We start from the raw sequence: 25,335 nt of genomic DNA on the forward strand, positions 1-25,335 counted from the left end.
TGATACCTGACACCTGTTATGAAAATCACCATCATTGCTATTGGCAAATCCAAACGCGACGCGGTTGCGGAACTTTGCGCCGAATATGAAAAACGCCTGTCCTGGCCGGTGAAAATCCTGGAATCGGACAGCAAAGGCGCAAATAAGCCCAATATCAAGGAAATCGAGGCCGAGCAAATCGCCGCGCAAATTCCCAAAGGCGCGATGATCGTGGCGCTCGATGAACGCGGCAAAAATCCGACCAGCAAAGAATTCGCGGAATCTATTAAATCCTGGCAGAATGCTGGGCAATCACATTTATGTTTTATTATTGGCGGCGCGGATGGATTGGATATAGGTATATTGAAACGCGCCGATTATAAATTGGCATTCGGCGCCATGACTTGGCCACATAGGTTGGTTAAGGTGATGTTATTGGAACAAATTTACCGCGCCAAAACGATTCTGGACGGACACCCGTATCACCGGGATTAGGCTAGGCGAATGCTACCTTGTCTTTGTTCTCGTATACGCCGCGCAACATAGGGGCAACCAAAGCCGCCTATCATCCCAATTACCAGACCAGAAATCATGCCTGTGGCAAAGATCCACTGATTACCCTGAGAAATAGTATTTAATCGGGTGTCAATTTGTTGATTATAACTGGCCGCCACTGCTTGGGCTGTTAAATTCTGTTGTACGTTAACAGTTGGAACCTCAATCGCAGTCGCTCCTGCTTCAGCAATTCTTCCTATAGAAGGCAAAACCGAATTGGATTGCAGCACGGAATAGTTATGGGTGATAGGATTAAAGTTTAAAGATACACCTTCATTATTCGGCATTCGAACGGTAAGAGGTGTTGGCACACTCGCCAAGTACTGCCCTTGTTCACGTGTGGTGCAAACCTCAGAAATCGTGGATCCTATCATTCCCCCAATTACTGTTGCTCCAACCAGTATGGCTACCTGTTTAGGAAGTTGATTTGCCATGATAATTTCCCTTTTTAAAAGTCGTTTCTTTGTAGGATCATGTTATTTATATGTCAATAAACTATTGGCTTTCAGGATTTATTATATGCTAATTCTAACTCTATGAAAACCCAACAAAAACCTGTAATTCTGTGCATCCTCGATGGCTGGGGATATAGCGAAACACGAACCGACAACGCCGTTGCCATGGCCAAAACCCCAAATTGGGACCGGTTGTTGAAATCATCGCCGCAGGCGTTACTAAAAACCTGCGGCCGCGATGTGGGATTACCCACCGGGCAAATGGGCAATTCCGAAGTAGGCCATATGAATTTGGGCGCCGGACGCGTCGTCATGCAGGATTTGCCGCGAATCGATTCCGCGATCGAAGATGGAAGTTTAAAAAATCATCCGATTCTAAAACAGATGATCGAAACCCTGAAATCCAAAGGAAGATCATGTCATTTGATGGGATTGTATTCGCCAGGCGGCGTGCATTCGCATCAAGATCATATAGTAGCGCTATGTAAAATTCTGAATGATGCTGGCATTCCAACATACTTGCATCTATGGACCGATGGCCGCGATACACCGCCGCAAAGCGCAATCGATTATGTATCGGCGCTGGAACAGGAATTAAAGAACCTGCCGCATATTAAGCCTGCCACCCTTTGTGGGCGATACTATGCCATGGACCGCGACAAGCGATGGGAACGGGTGGAATTGGCTTATAACGCTATCGTCGATGGCAAGGCGGATCACGCGCCGTCCCTTTCCGCTGCAATTAAATCCGCGCATGATGCTGGCGAGACGGATGAATTTATCAAGCCACGCATTTTGCCAGGCTTTCAAGCCATGCAAGACGGCGATGCGATTTTATGTGCCAATTTCCGGTCCGACCGGGTGCGGCAAATTATGACTGCGCTTTTGGATCCCGATTTTCATGACTTTGCCCGCCGCCCTGTTCATGCATCTGTCGCGGTGGCAATGACCGAATATTCGGCTGATTTGGCCAACCGGATGCAAATATTATTCACGCCGCAACCTTTGCATGACTTGCTGGGCGAAGTGGTCGCCAAGGCCGGCAAGCGCCAATTGCGCATGGCGGAGACGGAAAAATATCCGCATGTCACTTTCTTTTTCAATGGCGGCGAGGAAAAACAATATACCGGCGAAGACCGGATTCTGGTTCCCTCGCCGAAAGTCGCTACCTATGATTTGCAACCGGAAATGTCGGCGATTCCATTGACCGATAAATTGGTCGAAGCGATTGAATCCGCCCAATATGATTTTATTTTAATCAATTACGCCAACCCCGATATGGTCGGCCATAGCGGCATTTTAGAAGCGGCCATCAAGGCCTGTGAAACGGTTGATATATGTCTTGGGCGTGTTATGGATGCGGTTGAGAAAATGGGTGGGGTAATGCTCGTAACCGCCGATCACGGCAACGCCGAAATGATGCGCGATCCGGAAACTGGCGAGCCGCACACCGCCCACACATTGAACCCGGTAAAACTGGTACTTTTTAACGATAAAACTGGCGTCAAAACGCTGAAGAATGGTAGACTGGCGGATGTGGCGCCAAGCGTTTTGCGCTTGTTGAACTTGCCACAACCAGCATCGATGACCGGAACCGTAATTTTATAACAATGAGCCTTTTCAAAAATAAATCGCCGATTTTATTGGCCGTAATTCTGTCCGGCCTGATCGTTATGCATACTCCGGCATTTGCCAAGCCGGAACAGACTGCGGTCAAATCCACGCCAGCCAAAAAATCCGCCAATCGTATCGACCAAATCAATAATCAAGCGCAGCAATTAGAAAAAAATATCGAGGCGGAGCGCGCCAAGCAGGAAAAGCTAAAACTTCAGCAAGAAGAACTGGCCGAGGAAATAGAAAAGTTACAAGGCGATATGGTCGAGGCTGCCGAACGCGCCCAGGATCAGGAAGAAGCGTTGAGCAAACTGGAAGCCAGCCTTAAGGATTTAGGCGCGCAACGCGATAAGGCCGAAAAAGATTTGCTGAAAAGCCATGACTCATTATCGCATGTACTTGCTGCGATCTTGCGGTTGAAACGCCAGCCGCCACAGGCATTGCTGGCCATTCCGCAAACCCCTGCCGAAACCGCGCACACCATCGTTCTTTTAAAACAAATGACGCCGGAGTTGGATAAGCAGGTGGCAGTGTTAAAGGCACAATTGGACGCTATTTCCTTGGTTGAAAAAACCATCGAAGAAAAACATTCCGAAGTTATCGACCGCAGCAAGCAGCTGTTGGCGGAAAAAGAAAAATTGGAAAGTCTGGTTAAAAAGCGCAAAGCAGCTCATGCAGCCAACCAAAAAGCGCAAGAGAAACAAGAACAAAAGATTCAACAATTAGCCGGCCAGGCCGCCGATTTACGCGATTTAATCGCGAAATTGGAAGAAGAACGCAAACAGCGCGTTACCCAAACCCTGCCTAAGCCAAAAATTAAACCCAAATCAGGCAAGGAAGTTGCCACCATCGGCGGTATTCCTTTGCCGGCCAAGGGTAAAATCGTCACCGAATATGGCGAAACCAACACAATGGGCGGACTTAGCAAGGGTTTGGTCATAGAAACCCGCCCACAAGCCCAGGTAGTTAGCCCCTATGCTGGCGAAGTAGTCTACGCCGGACAATTTCGGTCGTACGGATTGATCTTAATTATTGAAGTTGGGGACGGGTACCATATAATGTTATCCAATCTTGGACGCATCGATAGCGCGCTGGGGCAAAATCTGGTTGCCGGTGAACCCGTCGGGGTCATGGGCACAGGTCCCGCCTCGCCCCGGCTCTATGTCGAATTCCGTAAAAACGGGCAACCAGTTCCTCCACAGAATTGGACCAGCCCTAACTCTTAAACCAAAAGGTTCCTTATGTTGCGTTATGTAAAATTTCTAGCCGCGGTTGCCCTGATCGCCGGTTTACTCTCTATCCCGTCTTTTGCCGCTAATGACGATAAAAAAGCCAGCAAAAGCGCTTCTGAAACATATCAATTGCTGAATTTGTTCGGCGATGTATTTGAACGCACTCGCCAGGAATATGTGGAACCGGTCGAAGAGGAAAAATTGATGGAAGACGCCATCAACGGCATGCTATCCGCCCTGGACCCGCATTCCAGCTATTTAAACGCCAAGAATTTCCAAGATATGCAGGTTCAAACCAAAGGCGAATTTGGCGGACTTGGTATCGAAGTTACAATGGAAGCCGGATTGATAAAAGTTGTATCGCCGATCGATGACACCCCGGCGGCAAAGGCCGGATTGAAACCAGGCGATTTCGTTACCCATATTGACGGCGAACAAGTCATGGGCCTGACTTTAAGCGAAGCGGTAGAAAAACTGCGCGGCCCCGTAAACACCAAAGTCAAATTATCGGTACGCCGGGAAAATGCGGAACCGTTCGATGTAACATTGACACGCGATATCATCAAAATCCAATCGGTCAAAAGCAAAGTTCTGGACGATGTCGGCTATGTGCGGATTACCACATTCAACGAATTGACCTATCCGGGATTAAGCAAAGGAATCGAAGAAATTAAATCCAAGTTGGGCGACAATTTAAAAGGTATCGTGCTGGATCTGCGTAACAACCCAGGCGGATTGTTGGATCAGGCAATCGCGGTATCGGACGCATTTTTAGAAAGCGGCGAAATCGTATCAACCCGTTCGCGCAAAGTGGAAGACACGCAACGTGTTAACGCCAAACCTGGCGATTTGATCAAAGGACTGCCAATTGTAATATTAATCAATGGCGGTTCGGCATCGGCATCGGAAATTGTTTCCGGCGCCTTGCAAGACAATCACCGCGCAATCGTGCTGGGTACGCAATCGTTCGGCAAGGGATCGGTGCAAACCATTATTCCATTGCCAGGCCATGGCGCGATGCGCCTGACCACCGCCCGGTATTACACCCCGTCCGGCAAATCGATCCAAGGCAAAGGCATAACGCCAGATATCGAAGTTCCAGTGGCTAAAATTGAAATCTTGGAAAAAGATTCCAAAGGCCGCCGGGAAGCAGACTTGCGCGGCGCGTTGAAAAACGATCAGGATAAAGACGCTGTAAAATCCGACGATAAGAACGGCAAAAAATCCGACGATAAATCGGCCAATAAAGATAAGGAAGACGCGGATAAATATGCCGCGGCTGAATCCGGAAAACCGGATGAAGATTATCAATTGGCTCGTGGCGTCGATTTGCTGCGTGGAATTTATATGTACAACCATCCCGGCGCCGTTAAAAAAGCGGCAAAAGAAACCCCCACCCCGGCCAAAGCAAAGTAAGACCCATGACCGTCCTTACCGCCGATAAAGCCCATACCAAATTATCCTGGTGGGGCTTATTGGTTGTAGTGTTTTTATTTATCGCGGGTGTATCGGCCCTCATTGCCTGGGCCATGGTTCAGGCAGAAGACACCGCTTCGCGCCGCACATTGGCCATTCCCAGCGCCAGTTCTGATATCGCAGGGTCGGCAATAACTGCAGGCATTCAATCCATATTGGGTGCGATGGAAACGCCGCCGCTGCCGGATGTTGGTGAACAGGCTTCTCCTGTTTCCACCACCCCCGATTCCAGCCCCGATATTGCAGCACCCGCGCCTTTGCCGCCAGCCATTGTTTCCGGCATTCCATGGAAAGCCAATGCGGCACGATATGACCGGTCCGACAGCAGGCCTAAAATCGCGATTATTGTTACGGGCCTAGGCCTTAAAAAAGAAGAAACGGAATTGGCATTAAATGAATTGCCGCCACTGACCACTATCGGATTTTCGGTTTATGGCGAAAATCTTTTCTCGCTGATACAGCGCGTGCGTGCCAGAAACCAGGAAGCCTTGGTCGAATTGCCATTGGAGCCGGTTTATTATCCTGGCAGCGATCCGGGACCGCGCGCATTGTTTACCGATAAATCCTGGGACGAAAATGCAAAAAATTTAGATTGGGTTTTAACCCAAGCCAAGGGCAGCGTGGGTCTACTGGCTTTTATGGGCGGGAAATATCTATCAAAAACCGGACCAATGAAGGCGGCTTTGTCCGAAATAAAACAGCAAGGTTATATTTTCGTCGATAACATGGCTTCGGTAAATTCCGTTACCGATCAAGTATCGGCCGATATCAAGTCGCAAATCGCCAGCGTCACATTACTGATAGACAGCGAGCCATCCCGGAGCGCGATCGACGCGCGATTGAAGGATCTGGAACAGCAAGCCAGAACCAGCGGATACGCGGTCGGCTTGGCACAGGCTTATCCTATCAGCGTGCGTAAAATCAAAGAATGGTCCCAAACGCTGGAGGCCAAAGGCCTTGTATTAATGCCAATCACCGCAATGGTTGACATTGGGAAATAGGTTTCAGGTATCAGGTACCCGGTGTCAGGTAGGTTATGGATTTATACGAGCAATTATTCTAAAATTCGATACCTATTCCCAAAACCTGACTTTTTAATAATGATCCTGAAATCCGACACCCGACACCTGACACCTTCCCGTTACCGGCCCGGCGTCGGCATTATGTTATTGAACAAAAACCGCGAGGTTTTTGTCGGCCAGCGCGCCGATAAAATTGCCGATGCCTGGCAAATGCCGCAAGGCGGCATCGATGATGGCGAAAATCCAAGCGATGCGGTCTGGCGCGAATTGCGGGAAGAAGTTGGCACAGGCAAAGCGGATATTATCGCCGAAAGCAAAGATTGGCTGTATTACGATTTGCCATCCGATTTGCAGAAAAAATTATGGGGCGGAAAATATATTGGCCAACGGCAAAAATGGTTTGCCATGCGATTTACCGGGGTCGATGCCGATATTAAAATCGACGCGGACGCCAAGCCGGAATTTATAACTTGGCAATGGGCGCAACCCAATCAATTGCTGGATTTAATCGTGCCGTTCAAACGCGATGTTTACGCGCGGGTTTTGCAGGAATTTAAAAATTTACTATCCTAGGCAACTTTAATCATATCGATATGCATAATGCCAAGATCGTCATAAGGTTTGCCGCACGGCATAAAACCAAGATTGGAATAAAATTTCTCTAGCCGTTCTTGCGCACCGATTTTTATTGGAATGCCGGGAAATAATTCTGTCGATTTTTCCAGCGCCGCGGTCATTAATTGTTGCCCCAATCCTTGGCCGCGGAATTTTTGATCGGTGATAACGCGCTGAATTTTCACTTCGCTGCCCATATGATGTGGCGGCAGCAACCGCGCATAAGCGGCCAATTCCGGACCCTGCCATAAACATAAATGCCAGGAAACTTGATCCAAATTATCCAGATCTGCCCAAGGACAATTTTGTTCAACCACAAATACATCGATACGCAGTTTTAAAATGGCATAAAGTTCATTCAAACTAAGCTGATCGAATTTCTTCCAGACCGGCTGCTGCATTACGCTGCCTGTTTCAAATCATTCGCCAGTTTGTGCAGATTTTTTTGCATTTTTTTGTACGCCAGCGTTGTCAGCCAGGAATTCAATTTCCCGCCCGCTTTGAGGCCAGTTGCTTTCAATACCATACCAACCGCGCGCTCGATATGGTGGCGGCGGTAATAGGAATAAGCGCCGAACATATAGCGTTTATTGAATAATTCCCGGTCATAAGCTGTATTGTCGTTGGCCGCAAGATTGCCGGAATAATAGGCATAGGATAATTCATCATCCTCGGTTTCACTGATCCTGCCGATGGCGATCATCAATCGGCGCGGGAAAGAAATTTTTTCAATCGCCACATATTTTTTAAAATATTGGTAAAATAATTTGTAATGCCGGAATTCATCCGCGGCGATATGGCGGCAAATATCTTTTAATACCGGCTCGTCGGTCGATTCCATCAGCGCCGTGTAATAGGAACTGGTTCCGGTTTCGACAATACAACGCGCAATCATCTCGCCAGCGCGCGATCCGCGCGCGGAAACGCCAGCCTGCACTGGAATTTGATAACCGGAGGTAAATTTTTGGAACGCATCTTCTAAATTGAATGTTGGATCGTATAATGACGCCCACTTACCAAGGCTTTGCCCGTGTTGAATTTCTTCAATCCCCCAATCGCGCGCGGACGCGCAAAAATCGGGGTCATCCGCGAATACGGGTACCAAATGATCGGCATATTGTCCGCCATTATATTCCACCAACGCGGCGGCCTTGATCAATGGCACAATAGCAGGATCAACTTTGGACCTGTCGAATTTTTCCCAATCAATATCGGTTTGATAATCCCAATGTTTCATTTTATCTTCCGTGTGTTGCTGGCTGTTTTGTTATAATCGGCCGAGATGTTGTTTCTGGCTTATCTTTCATCGCCAATACCCCCGATACCAATACAACAGCTGTCACAATCATATAATAACCCCACCCAGCCCTAGTCAAAGGCGCGTTGCGTGCGTTGCGATCCCCCAAGACCATTGCCCAACCATATGTTATTTGATCCATAACTCTCATCCTTACTTATATTTTAATTGCTTGGACCATTACTTTTGAATAAAAAGGGGGCAAAAATGCCCCCTGATTCCAGCCAAATGCTTGTAAGTTAAGCGGCACCGGCACGACGGCGGCGAGCATCCAAGAATTTCGCGGCGCCTTGATCGATGCTGTGGATTGGACGATTTTTCTCGTCCGTTGGAACTTCTTGCGGGATCCAGTTGCCGGCTGCGGCCGCTGGAACGCTGGCATAGGTCAAAATTTGAATAACATCGCCGGATTTCGCCAATTGGCTGCATCCGCCGTTAGTTTGAATAACGCCAGAGGCTTTTTTGCCTGGCAAAGCGTATGTGGTGAAATGAGCGCCAGTGGTGATATTGATGACTTGAACTTCCTGAAACTTGCCAATGCCAGCCATTTCCATCAATTTTTCATCGATGGTGATACCACCGTCGATATCGGAATCCGTGTCGGTAACTTTCACGCGCTGAATTTTACCGGAAAGCATTGTAATCATCATGTGCTCAATCTCCCTATTTTGTTTAGGCCGCGACGGCCAACATGGCTTCGCAAACTTTTAACTCGGTGATCAAGGTATCTTGGGTCGGATCTTCTTGCAATTTTTTTGTAATATTTTCGATACGGGATACAACTTGTTCACGTTTTATCTCTTTGGCAGGTATAGCATAGTCAGCCAAAATGGTGCAATGGTTATTTTCTACCGCTGCAAAGCCCCCGGAGATAAATAAAGTTTCGCTATCGTTATTGTTAACCGGTTGAATTTTAATAATTCCCGGCCGAAGCGTGCTAAGAAACGGCGCATGCTTTGCCAGCACGCCAAAGTCGCCCTCCGTCCCCGGAATGACAACCATTTGCACTGGCTCCGACAGCAAGGTTTTGTCGGGCGCGATGATATCGAGTTGAAAAGATTCGGCCATGCGATTTCCTATTTCGATTCTGTCGCCATTTTCTTCGCTTTGGCAATAGCTTCGTCGATTGTGCCCACCATGTAGAAGGCTTGTTCTGGAAGATCGTCATAAGCGCCATCCACGATGCCGCGGAAGCCCTTGATGGTCTCTTCCAAACTGACGAGAACGCCGGGCGATCCGGTGAATACTTCGGCCACATGGAACGGTTGCGACAAGAAACGTTGAATTTTGCGCGCGCGCATAACGGTCAATTTGTCTTCTTCGGACAATTCGTCCATGCCCAAGATCGCGATAATGTCTTGCAACGATTTGTACGATTGCAATACACGCTGAACGTCACGGGCAACTTGGTAATGCGTTTCGCCCAGAACGATCGGATCCAAAATACGCGAGGTGGAATCAAGCGGATCCACCGCCGGATAAATGCCCAATTCCGCGATTTGGCGCGACAACACGGTGGTTGCGTCCAAGTGAGAGAACGAGGTTGCCGGTGCAGGATCGGTCAAATCGTCGGCCGGAACGTAAATCGCCTGAACCGATGTAATCGAACCCTTCTTCGTCGAGGTAATGCGTTCTTGCAAAGCGCCCATGTCGGTCGCCAAGGTTGGCTGATAGCCCACCGCCGATGGAATACGGCCAAGCAACGCCGACACTTCGGAACCGGCTTGGGTAAAACGGAAGATGTTGTCGATGAAGAACAACACGTCTTGGTTTTCTTCGTCGCGGAAATATTCGGCTTGGGTCAAACCGGTCAAAGCAACACGGGCACGCGCGCCTGGCGGCTCGTTCATTTGACCGTAAACCAGCGCGGCTTTGGAGCCTGGGCCGTCTTTTTTGATAACGCCCGATTCGATCATTTCATGATACAAATCGTTGCCTTCGCGCGACCGTTCGCCCACGCCAGCGAATACCGAATAACCGCCGTGCGCCTTTGCGACGTTGTTGATCAATTCCATAATCAGAACGGTTTTGCCGACACCGGCGCCGCCGAACAAACCGATTTTTCCACCTTTCAAATAAGGGCAGAGCAAATCGATAACTTTAATACCCGTCACCAAAACTTCTTTTTTGGTCGACTGTTCCGCAAATTCCGGGGCCGAACGGTGAATCGGATAGGTTTTTTCGGTAACAACCGGGCCGCGATCGTCAATCGGATTGCCAACCACATCCATAATACGGCCCAGCGTGCCGGGACCCACGGGGACCGAAATTGGCGAGCCAGTGTCATTAACCGGCGATCCGCGGGTCAAACCATCGGTCGAATCCATAGCAATACAACGAACGGTGTTCTCGCCCAAATGTTGCGCGACTTCAAGCACCAAGGTTTGGTCTTCGTTTTTGGTGTGCAAAGCGTTCAAAATCGGCGGCAAGGACGATTCGAATTGCACGTCCACGACCGGCCCGATAACCTGAAGAATCTTACCCTGATTGTCTTTTTTCACTGCTGCTAATGCCATTTTACTTTCTCCTTAATTCCTTTATTCGTTTAGACCGCTTCGGCGCCAGAGACGATTTCGATCATCTCTTTGGTGATGTACGCTTGGCGCGCGCGGTTATAATTCAAATTCAATCTGTCGATTGCCTTGCCGGCGTTACGGGTGGCATTATCCATCGCCACCATCCGCGCGCCTTGTTCGGACGCGTTATTTTCCAGCAAAGCGCGGTAGATTTGCACGCGAATATTGCGCGGCAAAAATTCAGCCAAAATTTCTTCCGGGCTTGGCTCGAACTCGTAAATCGCTTTTGGTTCCGATTTTTCTTCGTTTTGATTGGCGATCTTCGGCGCCATTGGAACCGGAATCAATTGCTGCGCGGTGACCACTTGGGTCATCGCGGATTTGAAATGGTTGTAAAATAACGTCGCAACATCAAATTTACCTTCGTTGAACAATTCCATCACTTTGCTGGCCACGCGTTCGGCATCGGCAAACGACAATTGTGGTTTGCCGATATCTTCCATCGTGCCAACGATGGAGTCGGCAAATTCGCGGCGCAAGAAATCACGGCCCTTGCGGCCAACGCATAATACCAAAACTTTTTTGCCCAATTGGCGCAAACGCACGATTTCGGCGCGCGCACGGCGGGAAATCGATCCGTTGAACGCGCCGCAGAGGCCGCGATCAGACGTCATAACCACTAGTAAATGCACATCGTCCTTGCCAGTGCCGCGCATTAATACCGGCGCTTCGGACGCGCTGATATTTTGCGTTAAATTGGCCAGCATTTTTTCCATGGCTTGCGCGTATGGGCGGCCAGCGGCGGCGCGATCGGTGGCGCGTTTTAATTTCGCGCCAGCGACCATTTTCATGGCTGACGTAATCTTACGCGTGGATTTCACGCTTTTGATTCGGTTTCTAAACTCTTTTAAACTCGGCATGGATTATCCCGTTTTCAGCCCGTGAATCTTACGCAAAACTCTTCATGAAGTTTTCCAAGAACGATTTCAATTTGTTCTCAGTCGCTTCGCTTAATGCTTGCTCGGTGCGGATGGTGGACAAAATGTCTGCGCCACTGCCGCGCAAAGCGCGCAAGAATTCAGCTTCGAATTTGGTGATGTTGTTGGTTGGAACGTTATCCAGATATCCGCGAACACCTGCGAAAATGACGCAAACTTGTTCTTCGACCGACAGCGGCGAATATTGCGGCTGTTTCAACAATTCGGTCAAACGCGCGCCACGTGCCAGCAATTTTTGGGTTGCGGCATCAAGATCCGATGCAAACTGCGCGAATGCCGCCATTTCACGGTACTGCGCCAATTCCAATTTGATACGGCCAGCAACTTGTTTCATGGCTTTGATTTGCGCGGCGGAACCGACGCGCGATACCGACAAACCGACGTTAATCGCCGGGCGAATACCGCGATAGAATAATTCGGTTTCCAAGAAAATCTGGCCGTCGGTGATCGAAATCACATTGGTTGGAATGTACGCCGAAACGTCGCCAGCCTGGGTTTCGATGATCGGCAACGCGGTAAGCGAACCTGAACCATTCGCTTTGTTCAGTTTCGCGGCGCGTTCGAGCAAACGGCTGTGCAGATAAAATACGTCGCCTGGATACGCTTCGCGGCCTGGCGGACGGCGCAACAACAACGACATCTGACGATAAGCCACCGCTTGTTTCGACAAATCATCATAAATAATAACGGCATGCATGCCGTTGTCGCGGAAATATTCGCCCATCGAGCAGCCGGTGTACGGCGCCAAGAATTGCATTGGCGCAGGATCGGATGCGGTTGCCGCAACCACGATCGAATATTGCAATGCGCCTTGTTCTTCCAAAGTTTTGACGATCTGTGCAACGGTCGAACGCTTTTGTCCGATCGCCACATAAATACAGTATAATTTTTTCGATTCATCCGAACCGGCGTTAACCGCCTTTTGGTTCAAAATAGCGTCGATCGCAACTGCCGTTTTGCCCGTTTGACGGTCGCCGATGATCAATTCGCGCTGACCGCGGCCGATTGGAACCAGCGAGTCAATCGCTTTCAATCCGGTTTGCACGGGCTCGTTAACCGATTGGCGTGGAATAATGCCAGGGGCCTTAACCTCAACACGGCGGCGGGTAACGTTGGTCAATGGGCCTTTGCCGTCAATTGGATTGCCCAAACCGTCTACAACACGGCCGAGCAAACCCTTGCCGACCGGAACGTCGACGATGGCGCCGGTACGTTTTACGGTATCGCCTTCTTTAATGCCGCGATCGTCGCCGAAAATAACCACGCCGACGTTATCGGTTTCCAAATTCAGCGCCATGCCCTTGATGCCGCCTGGAAATTCCACAAGCTCCCCGGCTTGCACTTTGTCCAAGCCGTAAATACGCGCGATACCGTCGCCCACCGAAATAACCTGGCCGACTTCGGCGACTTGGGCTTCGGTTGAAAAATTGCTGATTTGCTGTTTTAAAATCGCGGATATTTCTGCTGCACGAATTTCCATTGATGTTCTCCTAAATAAACTTTCCTTTTAATTCCGTATTAAAACCTAAGCGGCGCCTTTTAACGCCAGACTTAATCCTTCGAATTTGGTGCGCAAGGAACCGTCGATCATTGTCGATCCAACACGCACCGCAACGCCGCCAAGTAAATTTGGATCTACCTTCGACGTTACGACAATTTTCTTGCCGGCAAACATTTTGCTGATTTCTGTTTGCAATTGCTGCATTTGCGCGGCTTCCAGTGGGCGCGCCGAGATTGCTTCGGCGGCGATTTCCCCGCGCATTTCCGCCAATTTTTCGGCAAACGATCCGACAATTTCAGGCAGTAAATTCAAACGATTATTATTCGCCAGCATTCCGGCGAAATTGACCAGCAATCCGCTGGCGCCCGATTTTTTCAAAATTTCCACGATGGCGTTTAATTTTTGTTCGCGGCGTAAAATCGGCGTTTCGATCAATGTTCTCAATTCCGGGCTTTGTTCAATCGCCGCGCCCAATTTCTGCAATTCTTGTTGAATAGTGTCGACGGCATTATTCTGAATCGCCAAATCCAGCAAAGCCTTGCAAAAGCGATTGACCAATTGCGCGTTAACCGAATAAATTCCTGCCACGTTTTTTCCTTTTTTAAATTCGCGCGCTTTATAGCATCCGAAACCCGGTAGTGCAAGCTTTCTCTTTGAAATATCTGGAAAATTCTGGATTGGTCAGACCGTGGAAAAACCGGTCATACTTAGCGAGATCTGGCGAAACTTTATTACAAAATATAAATTTTTGACGCAAAGTTAGACAAAACTATACGGATCTACATCCACTTGAATTTTAATGGCGCGGGAATGGGGCTGTGATCCCACCCAGGCACGTAAATGGTCCTGGATTGCGAGATTCTTGGCCGCCTTGACCAGAAAACGCATCCGGTATTTACCGCGCAGGCGCGATAAGGGCGCTGGCGCAGGGCCCAATATTTGCAAGCCCGTAATATTATGCGGGATAGCGCGCGCCAATTTCCCCGCATGTTCTTCGACCATGGATTGGTTTGCCCCCGAAATTACCACCGATGCCAAACGCGAGAATGGCGGCATGGACAGCAATTTGCGTTCTTCCATTTGCAAGGCATAAAATGCCTCGTCATCGCCGCGCGCGATGGCCTGTAATACCGGGTGATCCGGCAAATGGGTCTGCAAGTAAACCTTGCCATGCAAATCCTCGCGGCCCGAACGGCCAGCAACTTGCAATAATAATTGATGTGTGCGTTCGGCGGCGCGCAAATCCCCGCCAGCAAGACCGAGATCCGCATCCACAACACCAACCAATGTTAGACGAGGGAAATGATAACCCTTGGCGATCATTTGCGTTCCGATCACGATATCTATTTCGCCAAGTTCCAACGCCTGCACCAACTCCGCCACTTTTTGCGCGCTTTCGGTCAGATCGCTGGACATCACCGCCACGTGCGCGGATGGAAATAATTGTTTTACTTCTTCTTCTATCCTCTCCACCCCCGGTCCGATCGGATGCAAATCATTTTCTTTTTTGCATGATGGGCAGTTTTGCGGTTTGCGCATGGTAAACCCGCAATGATGGCAACATAGCTCGCCGGTTTTTTGATGTTCCACCAGCCAGGCGCTGCACCGTTTGCATTGCATGCGGTGACCGCATGTGCGGCACAAGGTTAATGGCGCATAGCCGCGCCGGTTTAAAAACAACAGGCTTTGTTGCCGCGATTGCAAATTATCCGCGAGCGCTTTTTGTAAAACATCGGAAATCCACCGTCCGCGCGGCAATTTGTGGGTGCGCAGATCGATTATCTGAATATCCGGCAATTTCGCGCCGCTGTACCGTTTGGATAAATGCAAATGATGATATTTGCCCGATTGCACATTGGCGGCCGTTTCCAAACTTGGGGTCGCGGAGACCAATATAATAGGTATTTTTTCCAAATGTGCGCGCACCACCGCCATATCGCGGCCGTGATATAACACGCCTTCTTCTTGCTTGAATGCGCCTTCATGTTCTTCGTCGACCACAATCAGGCCTAAATCTTTGTACGGCAAAAACAACGCCGAACGCGCACCGATAATCACTCGCGCGCGACCCGTGACAATATCCAGCCAGTTTTGCCGCCGCTCGGTGGATTTCAAATCCGAATGCCATAACGTAGCAGCCGCGCCGAATTCATCTTGAAACCGCCGCAATAATTGCGCCGACAGCGCAATTTCCGGCAACAGCAACAATACTTGTTTTTTTTCCTGCAACGCCTTGGCAATCGCCTGAAAATAGACTTCGGTTTTTCCCGATCCCGTAACGCCTTCCAATAAAGTCGCTGAATATCCGCGGCCTAATTTACCAACCAAATCATCGGCGGCGCGTTGTTGTTCGGGTTCCAACGATATATTAGGCGGACGATAATCGTAACTTTTTGCGGTCACCGGTTTGCGAGCACGTTTTGGCACGGCAAACACCGATTTTTCCGCCATCACCATTTTTAAAATAGCACCACGCGGATTCATGGTGTATGTCGCCACCCAATCCACGAATTGCCGCATCGCATCGGTCAATGGCGGCAGATCCAGGCTGTCGTTGGCAGCTTTTAATTTATGATCCGGCACATTGCCGGCGCCTTTACCCCAAACGATGCCGACCATTTCCTTTGGCCCGAATGGCAGGCGCAAGTAACTGCCCGTCGCGGTGGCAATATTGGCTGGGATCTTATAGTCAAAGCAATCCTTTAAGGGTAAAGGCAGCAAGACTTGAAAGACATCCTGGTTTGTGGTTAATGTCATAGCATTAGGGTATAGGGTTTAGGGTTTTGGGTATAGGGAAAATTATTCTCTACCACCCCTTCTAAACCGTAAACCCTAACCCGCAAACCCTTTGAGGAAAAAAATGAAATTCTTCGTCGATACCGCCGATGTGCAGGAAATTAAGGAATTGGCCGCAACCGGGCTTTTGGATGGGGTAACCACCAACCCGTCGTTAGTAGCCAAATCGGGGCGCAATTTCCTCGAAGTCATTGCCGAAATTTGCAAAATCGTCGATGGGCCGGTTTCGGCCGAGGTTGCCGCAACCGATTATGACGCCATGATCAAAGAAGGGTTGAAATTATCCAAGATCGCCAAAAACGTTGCGGTCAAAGTGCCTTTGACACCGGATGGGCTGAAAGCCTGTAAAACTTTCCGCGCCAAAAATATTATGGTCAATGTGACGCTGTGTTTCTCGCCGGCGCAGGCAATTCTGGCGGCCAAGGCCGGCGCGACTTTTGTATCGCCATTTGTTGGACGCCTGGATGATATTGGCGTCGACGGCATGCAATTGATTGCCGATATCGCGCAAATATATAAGCAATATTCGGATTTCGACACGCAGATCCTGGTGGCATCGGTGCGAAAACCGGAACATGTGGTCGAAGCGGCCAAAGTCGGCGCGCATGTAGCCACCATTCCAGCCGCAATCATCAAGCAATTATTCCATCACCAGTTGACGGACAAAGGTCTTGCCCAGTTTGTTGCCGATTGGCAAAAAACCGGACAAAGCATTCTTTAATCAGGTACGAGCTAATTCGCGCCTAGGCATCACCGCAGTGTTCAAATCATAACGCATGATTTTACCGTGCGGTCCGTCGCGGTCGCGTTCTAATCCATATACCGGTCCATTCGGCCCCTTGGCTTTGGATCGTACCGTTTGAATTTTTCCAACATCGTCCGGGCTAAGGCTGCATCGTTGGATTAGTATCGTTTCCGTCAAATGCGCCTGGTTTCGCGCGCCGACAATAACCCCTGCTACATTTGTACAACGCAGAACATAGGCGCTTGCTACCGCACTTGGACTAACATCATATTTCTTTCCAATATTTGTCAAAGTTCGCAATAATTCCTGGAACAATTCCCATCCGCCGAATTCTTCGATCATCAGATGGTATTTGGTTTGCGAACGATTTTGAAACGGAGGCTCCGGCGGCGCGGCGCCTAAATTCGATTCTTGCAAAAAGCCGCCAGCCATAGTTCCATACGCTAGCAAACGCACGCCATGATTGCGGCAAACATCACGTAATATTTTATCCTGACCCGGACGATCATCCAGCACCGAATATTGCACCTGATTGCTGACAACCGGCACGCCAGCGCGTAACAATTCCTGCAATCTCGCGCCATCGAAATTGGTTACGCCAATATGGCGGATCTTTCCTTGCTTTTGCAATGCTGCCAGATGCTGCGCGACTTCAACATACCGATGCACGGCAAAATCCCACCAGTGAAATTGCACCAGATCCAAACTCTCTACTCCTAAACGCAGCAGAGAACGGTCGATCACGGCTTGCGTGCCGGCAAAATCAACCTTATCCAAACAATCAAGATCCGGCACGTATTTGGTGTGAATTTGCACCTTTTTACCGCGGTTGCCGCGAATATAATCGCCGATCAATTCTTCAACACCTGTATAAATATCGCCGCAATCAAGCGCGGTAAAACCCGCGTCGATATAGGCCCCCAGATCGCTTAGAGCCTGGCTTCGGTCCACATCGCTGTGGCCGGACGATAACTGCCAGCAACCTTTGATAATGCGCGGAATTTCATACCCTGCGGTTAATTTATATTGTGTTATAGGACTAAACATTAGTTTTTATTTTCTCCTTTTGGTTAAAGTTGTTTTGGAATATTGAAATTTGCGCTTGCCGATGCGGGTGATTTGAAACCGTCCGCCGCAATTCGGATCTGGACAAGCGATGATATGATCCGTGCTCATCCAATCATTATCCTGCACCTGGCGTTGCATCGCCGGCAGTAACGGCAGAATCGCTGCCAGTGAATAGATCGGAAATGTTTTCTGGCCCAGCTTTAGATTCTCGCCACTGAGCTCGAAATAGGATCCAACCGGATGATTGCATCCCATTTTTTTGCCGCGCGCGAGCGGCATGGTCGTCACCCGCAAATCGTATAATTCGAAATCATCGTTTGGTTTTTTGGCCGATTTTTTCTTAAGCACGGGGACACCTTCCTCTGAATTTGGAGATCAATTCGGTTAAACCATGAAACGGACAACGTTTTTGCGCATCGCCATGCATGGAATTGCGCGCACGCAACAAATCGACGCTTTCGCCGCCGGTGCCCAGTTTGTGCCCTTCAATCAGGCCTGGGATAAATTTCACCACCGCTTGCATATGCGTGCTGCGAAATTTCGATAAAGCCGCTTGCAAATCGGCATAATCCGCCGCCAAGGATTCCGGATCGCCCAAATCATGAATGACATCCAGCACACAACGGCCGTTCGCGGCATCTTGCTTTACAGCAGTGCGCGTTGGTTGTTCACGCTTGGGATAAGAAATATCATGCGCCGCCAGAAATTCATTCATATGCGGCGGCAAATGCCGGCCACTAAGTAAAATATCCAAGGTTGGAATTTTGCTGGAATAAAGTCCGCTCGGCCCCGCCATTTTCACCGGGCATTCCTTGCTGGCGAAAAATACTCGGAATTGGTCGAATGCTTTTGCATCAAGATCATGAAAACGCTGCATGATCTGAACGACTTGCTGCAAATGCGGCAAGGCGGCTTTTAACGCGGTGTTGGCGGCGGCTGGCTGATCAATGAATTGTTGCAGAGAAGCGATGGCCGAGCCAAAGACAGCTTTCGATCATTTGGTGGCCGCGATAAAAATCGGCTTCCTGCTTGCCGATAACGCCTGTGGTAAAAGTGCGCAAATCGCCGGGCGGATTATCGATAATAATGTCCTGATACGATAAAATCGGCTGCTGGCCGGTTTCCCGCGAAGCGTCATCGATTAAAGTTTGCAATCCTGCGCCTGGAACAGTGCCGATTGCGCGCAAGCCAGCCTCCAGCATCATCAAATCCAGTCTTGCCAGATTGGTTTTGGCATGAGGAACATGAAACTGTTTTCCCGCAATCAACCCTTCGATATCGGCGGCCAATTTCTCTGTGCTATCGCCTTGCTGTCCTAAGCCGAAAGGACCGGTTTGTTGCGCGGATTTAGATTGAGCGAACCGAATGGCGGATAGGCGGTTGGGCAGTTCCTCGACCACAAAATCGCTCAAAGGCCCCAAGGGGCGGATTTTAGCGATAGGGGCCGATTTTACGGCACCGGCAAATAAACCTGTGGCATCGATGGTGGTAGTAGACATGATAAACCTCTTCTGCGAGAAAATTTAAAAACTTAAATTGTAAGGGGAAAAATAAGTAAAACGGTTCTGTGCGGCTTAGCGCCACCAGATTGCAGAAGAGAAATAAGAAACCGTTTTATGTGTCATGCCATTATCCAACACCAGTTTTTAAACCCCGTCAAGCGAATTATTGACTTTACAGCGCGGTTTTTTCGCCTATGTATTAGCGGTCTTTTAATCATTTCAATCACATACTTAATATATGGTTACGCGCAAACCCCATAGCGACAAGGTCACCGAACAGCAAGTTTTGGATTATCTGGAAAAACATCCGAACTTTTTGCTGAAACATCCGGCGTTGCTGGAATTGCTGACCCCGCCATCGCGGCATGAAGGCGGCAAGGTGATGGATTTGCAAAATTTCATGCTGCGCAAATTGCAAGCGGATAACAGCAAACTGCGCGGCGTCAACACCGATTTGATTCATAACACGCGTGAAAATATAACCGCGCAGCAGCGCGTGCATTCCGCCATCATCTCGCTATTGTCCGCCAACGGCCTTGAAGATTTATTGTATGTGATCGCATCGGACCTTGCCATGCAGCTCGATTTGGATGCGGTGATGCTGTGTTTCGAGGCGAACGATATCATGCCGACCGGAACCGCAATGCCCGGCATTCAAATTCTGGACCCGTTATATATCGACGAGGTCATGGGCACGCGGCATATATTGCTGCGCGGGGAAATCGATCCCGATCCAGCTATTTTCGGCGCGGCCGCGGCGCTGGTGCAATCGGACGCGTTAATCCGCCTATATATCAGCGATACGATTCCCGATGCGATGCTGGCGCTGGGATCGCGCAAGGTCAATGCGTTTCAGACCGCATTCGGCGGCGAATTGCTGGCGTTTCTGGGCCAAGTAGTTGAAATCTGTATCACGCAATGGATTACGGTTGGCGAATAATCGCAATTCCCTAGCCACCATCCGCCAACCCCTATACACTATTTTCATGTTCCCGCAATTTTGCGACACCAAATTGCAAAAGGCGATTGCCCATTGGTTCGAATGGATGCAAAGCGAACGGCGTTATTCGCCCGAAACCATCGAGCGTTATCAAAAAGACTTCGTATATTTTTTATCGTTCCTGCAAGATCACACTGGCGGCGAATTAAATTTAAAAACCCTGTTAGGGCTAGAGGCCGCGGATTTCCGCGCTTTCATGGCTTCGCGCCATAATGCGGGAATGCAGCGCGTCAGCATCGCGCGGATCCTATCGACCATCCGCAGTTTTTATAAATTCCTGGCCAAAAAAGAATACGGGCAGAACGCGGCGATCACCGTGATCCGCTCGCCCAAATTGCCCAAAACACTGCCGCGCGCGATCGCCGGGGCGGAAGCCGAGGCGCTATTGGACGGCAGCGATATTTTATCCGACATACCCTGGATACAAAAACGCAATATGGCGATGTTCGCGTTGATGTACGGCGCGGGAATGCGGGTTGGCGAAGTGGTCGGATTGAATCGCAACAATGCGCCGGTAAATGACACAACGGTGATTACCGGCAAAGGCAATAAACAACGCGTCGTGCCGATTTTGCCGCAAATACAAAAGGCGGTGCGGGATTATATCGATCATTGCCCCCTGCCCCTGGCCGCGAATGATCCGTTATTTATTGGCCAAAAAGGCAAACGGTTACAACGCACCAATATCGCCGGCATGGTGCGGCAATTGCGCGCCGCGATGGGATTGCCGGAACATACGACGCCACATGCCCTGCGCCACAGCTTCGACACGCATCTATTAAATGGCGGCGCCGATTTACGCAGCATTCAGGAATTGCTGGGCCACGCCAATTTATCGACCACACAAAGGTACGCCCAAGTCGAAGTCGAAAAAATGCTCGACATTCACGCGCGCGCGCATCCACGGGGGAAGAAAAGCGGGTAAAAAATTCCTCCCCTTTTGGGGGAGGTGCAAATGCACAGCATTTGCAGTAGGGGGTTAAGCCCTTAAGAACTTAACCCTCCCCTACCCCTCCCAAAGGGAGGGGAATTTAATTTATGATCACAAGAACAAAAAACGGCCTGCCGGGTGAGCACTCCCAACAGGCCGTTTCTTTAGTCAGAGGAAATTAGAACGAGTGATTTAACCGCACGCCGATATTATGCGTGCCATATTCCGCCTCGACGCCTTCATCCTCGGGATTTTGCGTACCGAAATAGCGGTATTCGACGCCAATATTGGTATCGGTTGCGACCGGAACCGCAACGCCGACGATGGCTTGGTACGCCAATACCGTATCGCTGCCCTCGCTATCATAGGTAAATCCACCGACGGTAAAAGTACTGTCTTGCGAAACCCGCGCGACGCCAATGCCAGCGCCCAGATAAGGCTGCACGCCGCCCGTGTTGAAATCGTAATAACCGTTGGCCATAAACGACCATGCCTTGGCATCGCCGTTTAAATCGATACCTTCGACATTATCGAGATCATTATGGCGATAAGCGATCTCGCCTTCAGCGCGCAGGTTATTGGTAAAGCGATAGCCCAACGCGGCCATGATGCCATAACCGCCATCGGATTCGACCGTCACGCTATCCGTGCCATCGGAAAAATCCGAATCGCGCAGTGTGACATGCGAGAGGCCGAGCGAACCGTACAAGCCTGGTTTCACCGCATTATCCGCAGCCCTCGCCACCGGTATGACCGCCAGCGTAGATAAGAGAAAGATACTTAATAATAGACGTTTCATAATAACTCCCTTAGATGAATTGACAAATATACAGAAAATGTATATACATAATTTGTATATTCCATTTTCGTATATACAAGTCAAGCCTCACCACCGGTTGGAGCTTGATTTAATTGGAATCCGTATACGACAAAGATTACCGGAAGATCGTTGACCTTCTGATCGCCGCCCGCAAAAAAGCTGGGATTCGGCAAGTGGACCTTGCGGCCAAATTAAATAAGCCGCAACCATTCGTATCGCGCTATGAAACCTATGAACGGCGTTTGGATATAGTAGAATTTATGCATATCTGCCGTTTAATCAAGGCGGATTATCAAGCGATTCTGTCTGCGGTGTTTGGCGGGAAGAGGTAATGCTAGTCGTTGGCTTTCTCGACCCCATCGTTCAGAACGTCAATATATTCCGCATACATAAAAACCCGGTTTCTTGCGCGACCGGAAATTTCCTTGACGATGCCCAGTTTCTGCAAAACCGCCAGCGCACGCAGAACGGTGGGCAAGGCCTTACCGGTAACTTGCCGTAACATGGTCGTGTTCACGATCGGATGATATTGCAGATGATTGAATATGCCAAGGACGGTGGTGGTCGATTGACCAGATGTTTCTATTCTTACGCGGTCGCGCTCAAACAAATCCAGGATGGATTTTGCGGTGGTTACCGCTTGAGTCGCCGTATGGATGATCCCTTCTAAAAAGAATTCAATCCATCCTTCCCAATCGCCGGTGGCGCGCACCGATTGCAAATGATCGTAATAGGCTTGGCGATGGGTTTTCAAATACAAACTGAGATACAATAACGGCTGCTTCAAAACGCCTTCCGCGCACAGCATAAAAGTGATCAACAAGCGCCCAAGCCGCCCGTTGCCGTCCAAAAACGGATGAATAGTTTCAAATTGCACATGGGACAGCGCCGCCTTAATCAAAATCGGCAGCTTTATTGATTTGTCATGCAGGAATTTTTCAAAAGCATCCAACGATTCCATCAATCTATCCGGCGGCGGCGGAACGAATTGGGCGTTTCCAGGACGAGTTCCGCCAATCCAATTTTGCGAACGGCGGAATTCGCCCGGATCTTTACGGCCGCCACGGGCATTGCTCATCAGCTTGGCATGAATTTCGCGCAACAGGCGCAGCGACAAAGGAAGTTCCTGCAACCGCTGCAATCCATAATTCATCGCCGTCACGTAACAGGATACTTCGGTTACGTCATCGATGGGAACGCCCGCCGCTTGTTCGCTCTCGAAAAGCAACAAGTCCGACAATGACGATTGCGTGCCTTCGATTTGCGAAGATAGAACCGCTTCTTTGCGGATGTACATATATAGAAACAGCGATGGATCTGGTAAAACAACGCTGATGCTGTCTAGACGTCCCAAAGCCGTGTTGGCTTGTTCCAACAAAGCGTACAAATTTTCCATTTCTATAGGCGGAACCGGCGGCAACGAAGTCGGAAAATAGGCCGTATACGGTTCTTCCGTACCTTGGCCGCATTTAATGTATTGTCCGATCCGGGTTGATTTATTGTTCGACATTGTTGAACCTATTGCTTAACTAACAAAAATTTAGATTTTTGTTAGTTATTTTAATATAACTAACATTATTGAAAGTTACAAGATTATAAATAACGAAATATGCATATTTCGTTATTTAAAAAATCCAAACTAACATTTTTGAAAGCTAAATTGCCATAACTAACAAAAATAATGTTTTTTGTAAGTTAAAAAATATATTTAATATCAATGGTTTAATGATAATCAAACATGCACCGCGCGGCCATCGACGGCGAGCGCGGCTTCTTTCACGGCCTCGTTCAATGTTGGGTGGGCGTGGCAGGTACGATAGATGTCTTCGGCCGATCCGCCAAATTCCATCGCCAATGTAATTTCTGCGATTAAGGTTCCGGCATCAGGGCCAATAATATGCGCGCCGAGGATTTTACCGGTGTTGCTATCTTCCAAAATTTTCACAAAACCTGTTGTGTCATCATTCGATTTGGCGCGGGAATTCGCCGCAAATGGGAATTTTCCGGCCTTGTACGCTACGCCTGCCGATTTCAATTCTTCTTCGGTTTTGCCGACGCTGGCGACTTCGGGCCAGGTGTAAATTACCGATGGGATCATATCGTAATTAATATGCGGGTGTTGCCCGGCCATTAATTCAACGCACACAATGCCTTCTTCCTCCGCCTTATGCGCCAACATTGGTCCGGCGATAACATCGCCAATCGCAAAAATGCCAGGCACGTTCGATTCAAAATTCTCATTCACCGCCACGCGGCCGCGTTCGTCCATTTTCACGCCGATTTTATCGAGGCCCAACCCGGCCGTATTCGCCTTGCGCCCGACCGCAACAAGCACCACATCGGCTTCGATTTCTTCGCGTGCGCCGCCAGCCGCCGGTTCCACCGTCAATGTGACGCTAGTTTTTGCCTTGCTGGATTGTTTGTTGGCGCCAGTAACCTTGGTCGCGAGACGAAAATCCATGCCCATTTTCGTCAAAGCGCGGTGCAGATTTTTCGATACTTCCAGATCCAGCGGCCCGCCAATGCGATCCAAATATTCAATCACGGTCACTTGCGCGCCCAAACGCCGCCATACGGTCGCCATTTCAAGACCAATAACGCCGCCGCCAATCACCGCCATGTGTTTCGGCACCGATGTCAATTCCAGCGCACCAGTGGACGATACAATCGATTTTTCGTCGATGGCAATACCGGGCAGAGAAATCACATCCGATCCCGTTGCGATTAAAATCTTTTTGGTTTTTAAAACTTGTTTTTCACCCTTGCTGTCCACCGCAACGGTAACCTCGCCTGCGGCCGTAATCGTGCCAGTGCCAAGGAAACGGGCGATTTTATTTTTCTTGAACAGGAAATCGATCCCCTTGGTCAGATCGCCGACGATTTTATCCTTGTGCGCCATCATTTTGGCGACATCGACATCGACCTTGCCGACCGAAATGCCCTGGCCAGCGAAATGATCGCGCGCTTCTTCGAATTTGTGGGTGACGTTTAACAATGCCTTCGATGGGATACAGCCAATATTCAAACAAGTGCCGCCAAGGGTTGCACGTTTTTCAACGCAGGCAACCTTCATCCCCAATTGCGCGGCGCGAATCGCCGCGACATATCCGCCTGGCCCGGCGCCGATGACAACTAAATCAAATGAGTTTTCAGACATAAAATAATTCCTCCCCCTTTGGGGGAGGTAAGGCGGGGGTAAAGCCCTCTCTCCTT

Annotated in this window: 27 protein-coding genes; 10 read left to right on the forward strand and 17 right to left on the reverse strand. The window is 49.4% G+C overall.

Annotated elements, in window-relative coordinates; all coding sequences use genetic code 11:
* Positions 1–18: 18 nt before the first annotated feature.
* Complete coding sequence (gene rlmH / locus EYC62_03245; protein ID TAH36127.1) at positions 19–474, forward strand: 23S rRNA (pseudouridine(1915)-N(3))-methyltransferase RlmH; 456 nt, start codon at positions 19–21, stop codon at positions 472–474.
* Here rlmH and EYC62_03250 read toward each other — a convergent pair.
* Complete coding sequence (locus EYC62_03250) at positions 471–968, reverse strand: hypothetical protein (GenBank protein ID TAH36128.1); 498 nt, start codon at positions 966–968, stop codon at positions 471–473. The two genes, rlmH and EYC62_03250, sit on opposite strands and share 4 nt — an antisense overlap.
* 102 nt (positions 969–1,070) lie before the next feature.
* Between EYC62_03250 and EYC62_03255 the strand changes: the two genes are divergently transcribed.
* The 5 genes from EYC62_03255 to EYC62_03275 all read left to right on the forward strand — a co-directional run bounded on the left by EYC62_03255 (position 1,071) and on the right by EYC62_03275 (position 6,906).
* Positions 1,071–2,597: a 2,3-bisphosphoglycerate-independent phosphoglycerate mutase gene (locus EYC62_03255; GenBank protein ID TAH36129.1), complete on the forward strand. Its 1,527-nt coding sequence runs from the start codon at positions 1,071–1,073 to the stop codon at positions 2,595–2,597.
* A 2-nt stretch (positions 2,598–2,599) separates the two neighbouring features.
* Complete coding sequence (locus EYC62_03260) at positions 2,600–3,829, forward strand: hypothetical protein (GenBank protein ID TAH36130.1); 1,230 nt, start codon at positions 2,600–2,602, stop codon at positions 3,827–3,829.
* 15 nt (positions 3,830–3,844) lie between these two features.
* Positions 3,845–5,251, forward strand: a complete 1,407-nt coding sequence (locus EYC62_03265; GenBank protein ID TAH36131.1) for a S41 family peptidase — start codon at positions 3,845–3,847, stop codon at positions 5,249–5,251.
* Positions 5,252–5,256: 5 nt separating this feature from the next.
* A complete protein-coding gene (locus EYC62_03270; GenBank protein ID TAH36132.1) occupies positions 5,257–6,312 on the forward strand; it encodes a divergent polysaccharide deacetylase family protein in 1,056 nt (351 codons plus the stop codon).
* Positions 6,313–6,411: 99 nt separating this feature from the next.
* Positions 6,412–6,906: an RNA pyrophosphohydrolase gene (locus tag EYC62_03275; GenBank protein TAH36133.1), complete on the forward strand. Its 495-nt coding sequence runs from the start codon at positions 6,412–6,414 to the stop codon at positions 6,904–6,906.
* Here the strand turns inward: EYC62_03275 and EYC62_03280 are convergent.
* The 9 genes from EYC62_03280 to priA all read right to left on the reverse strand — a co-directional run bounded on the left by EYC62_03280 (position 6,903) and on the right by priA (position 16,017).
* On the reverse strand, positions 6,903–7,349 hold the full coding sequence (locus tag EYC62_03280) for a GNAT family N-acetyltransferase (GenBank protein TAH36134.1): 447 nt from the start codon (positions 7,347–7,349) through the stop codon (positions 6,903–6,905). The two genes, EYC62_03275 and EYC62_03280, sit on opposite strands and share 4 nt — an antisense overlap.
* Positions 7,349–8,185 (reverse strand): ferritin-like domain-containing protein, encoded by an 837-nt coding sequence (locus tag EYC62_03285; protein ID TAH36135.1) that lies wholly within the window; start codon positions 8,183–8,185, stop codon positions 7,349–7,351. Before EYC62_03285 ends, EYC62_03280 begins: the two co-directional genes overlap by 1 nt.
* Before the next feature lie 299 nt (positions 8,186–8,484).
* Entirely contained in the window at positions 8,485–8,895 is a 411-nt protein-coding gene (locus EYC62_03290; protein ID TAH36136.1) for an aspartate 1-decarboxylase, read from the reverse strand.
* Between the two features lie 22 nt (positions 8,896–8,917).
* A complete protein-coding gene (gene atpC, locus EYC62_03295) occupies positions 8,918–9,313 on the reverse strand; it encodes an ATP synthase F1 subunit epsilon (GenBank protein ID TAH36137.1) in 396 nt (131 codons plus the stop codon).
* Positions 9,314–9,321: 8 nt separating this feature from the next.
* Positions 9,322–10,761 carry a F0F1 ATP synthase subunit beta gene (gene atpD, locus EYC62_03300; GenBank protein TAH36138.1) on the reverse strand — a complete coding sequence of 480 codons (1,440 nt, stop codon included), beginning with the start codon at positions 10,759–10,761 and terminating at the stop codon, positions 9,322–9,324.
* A gap of 29 nt (positions 10,762–10,790) precedes the next feature.
* A complete protein-coding gene (locus tag EYC62_03305) occupies positions 10,791–11,681 on the reverse strand; it encodes a F0F1 ATP synthase subunit gamma (protein ID TAH36139.1) in 891 nt (296 codons plus the stop codon).
* A 28-nt stretch (positions 11,682–11,709) separates the two neighbouring features.
* Entirely contained in the window at positions 11,710–13,239 is a 1,530-nt protein-coding gene (locus tag EYC62_03310; protein TAH36140.1) for a F0F1 ATP synthase subunit alpha, read from the reverse strand.
* Between the two features lie 45 nt (positions 13,240–13,284).
* Entirely contained in the window at positions 13,285–13,938 is a 654-nt protein-coding gene (gene atpH, locus EYC62_03315) for an ATP synthase F1 subunit delta (protein ID TAH36141.1), read from the reverse strand.
* Positions 13,939–14,019: 81 nt separating this feature from the next.
* Positions 14,020–16,017, reverse strand: a complete 1,998-nt coding sequence (gene priA / locus EYC62_03320; GenBank protein TAH36142.1) for a primosomal protein N' — start codon at positions 16,015–16,017, stop codon at positions 14,020–14,022.
* A gap of 103 nt (positions 16,018–16,120) precedes the next feature.
* On the opposite strand from priA, the gene fsa reads away from it, so the two are divergent.
* Positions 16,121–16,777 carry a fructose-6-phosphate aldolase gene (gene fsa / locus EYC62_03325; protein TAH36143.1) on the forward strand — a complete coding sequence of 219 codons (657 nt, stop codon included), beginning with the start codon at positions 16,121–16,123 and terminating at the stop codon, positions 16,775–16,777.
* Here fsa and EYC62_03330 read toward each other — a convergent pair whose 3' ends face one another.
* The 4 genes from EYC62_03330 to EYC62_03345 form a co-directional block, all read right to left on the reverse strand.
* Positions 16,778–17,848 (reverse strand): aldo/keto reductase, encoded by a 1,071-nt coding sequence (locus EYC62_03330; GenBank protein TAH36144.1) that lies wholly within the window; start codon positions 17,846–17,848, stop codon positions 16,778–16,780.
* A gap of 6 nt (positions 17,849–17,854) precedes the next feature.
* Positions 17,855–18,148, reverse strand: coding sequence for a TIGR04076 family protein (locus EYC62_03335; GenBank protein ID TAH36225.1), 294 nt, complete (start codon positions 18,146–18,148; stop codon positions 17,855–17,857).
* A gap of 61 nt (positions 18,149–18,209) precedes the next feature.
* Entirely contained in the window at positions 18,210–18,746 is a 537-nt protein-coding gene (locus EYC62_03340; GenBank protein TAH36145.1) for a hypothetical protein, read from the reverse strand.
* Positions 18,747–18,813: 67 nt separating this feature from the next.
* Positions 18,814–19,368 (reverse strand): hypothetical protein, encoded by a 555-nt coding sequence (locus EYC62_03345; GenBank protein ID TAH36146.1) that lies wholly within the window; start codon positions 19,366–19,368, stop codon positions 18,814–18,816.
* A 241-nt stretch (positions 19,369–19,609) separates the two neighbouring features.
* Here EYC62_03345 and EYC62_03350 point away from each other — a divergent pair, with 241 nt between their 5' ends.
* The gene (locus EYC62_03350) at positions 19,610–20,311 is read left to right on the forward strand and encodes a DUF484 family protein (GenBank protein ID TAH36147.1); all 702 of its coding nucleotides are present in this window, start codon (positions 19,610–19,612) and stop codon (positions 20,309–20,311) included.
* Positions 20,271–21,296: a tyrosine recombinase XerC gene (locus tag EYC62_03355; protein ID TAH36148.1), complete on the forward strand. Its 1,026-nt coding sequence runs from the start codon at positions 20,271–20,273 to the stop codon at positions 21,294–21,296. The genes EYC62_03350 and EYC62_03355 overlap by 41 nt, the downstream gene beginning before the upstream one ends.
* A gap of 184 nt (positions 21,297–21,480) precedes the next feature.
* On the opposite strand, the gene EYC62_03360 is transcribed toward EYC62_03355, so the two are convergent.
* Positions 21,481–22,101 carry a porin family protein gene (locus tag EYC62_03360; GenBank protein ID TAH36149.1) on the reverse strand — a complete coding sequence of 207 codons (621 nt, stop codon included), beginning with the start codon at positions 22,099–22,101 and terminating at the stop codon, positions 21,481–21,483.
* Between the two features lie 113 nt (positions 22,102–22,214).
* Here EYC62_03360 and EYC62_03365 point away from each other — a divergent pair, with 113 nt between their 5' ends.
* On the forward strand, positions 22,215–22,454 hold the full coding sequence (locus EYC62_03365) for an XRE family transcriptional regulator (protein TAH36150.1): 240 nt from the start codon (positions 22,215–22,217) through the stop codon (positions 22,452–22,454).
* A 2-nt stretch (positions 22,455–22,456) separates the two neighbouring features.
* Here EYC62_03365 and EYC62_03370 read toward each other — a convergent pair whose 3' ends face one another.
* Positions 22,457–23,632 (reverse strand): Fic family protein, encoded by a 1,176-nt coding sequence (locus tag EYC62_03370; GenBank protein TAH36151.1) that lies wholly within the window; start codon positions 23,630–23,632, stop codon positions 22,457–22,459.
* A 222-nt stretch (positions 23,633–23,854) separates the two neighbouring features.
* Positions 23,855–25,279, reverse strand: a complete 1,425-nt coding sequence (gene lpdA / locus EYC62_03375; GenBank protein TAH36152.1) for a dihydrolipoyl dehydrogenase — start codon at positions 25,277–25,279, stop codon at positions 23,855–23,857.
* Positions 25,280–25,335 lie beyond the last annotated feature (56 nt).

The organism is Alphaproteobacteria bacterium (assembly GCA_004295055.1).
GTDB lineage: Bacteria > Pseudomonadota > Alphaproteobacteria > SHNJ01 > SHNJ01 > SHNJ01.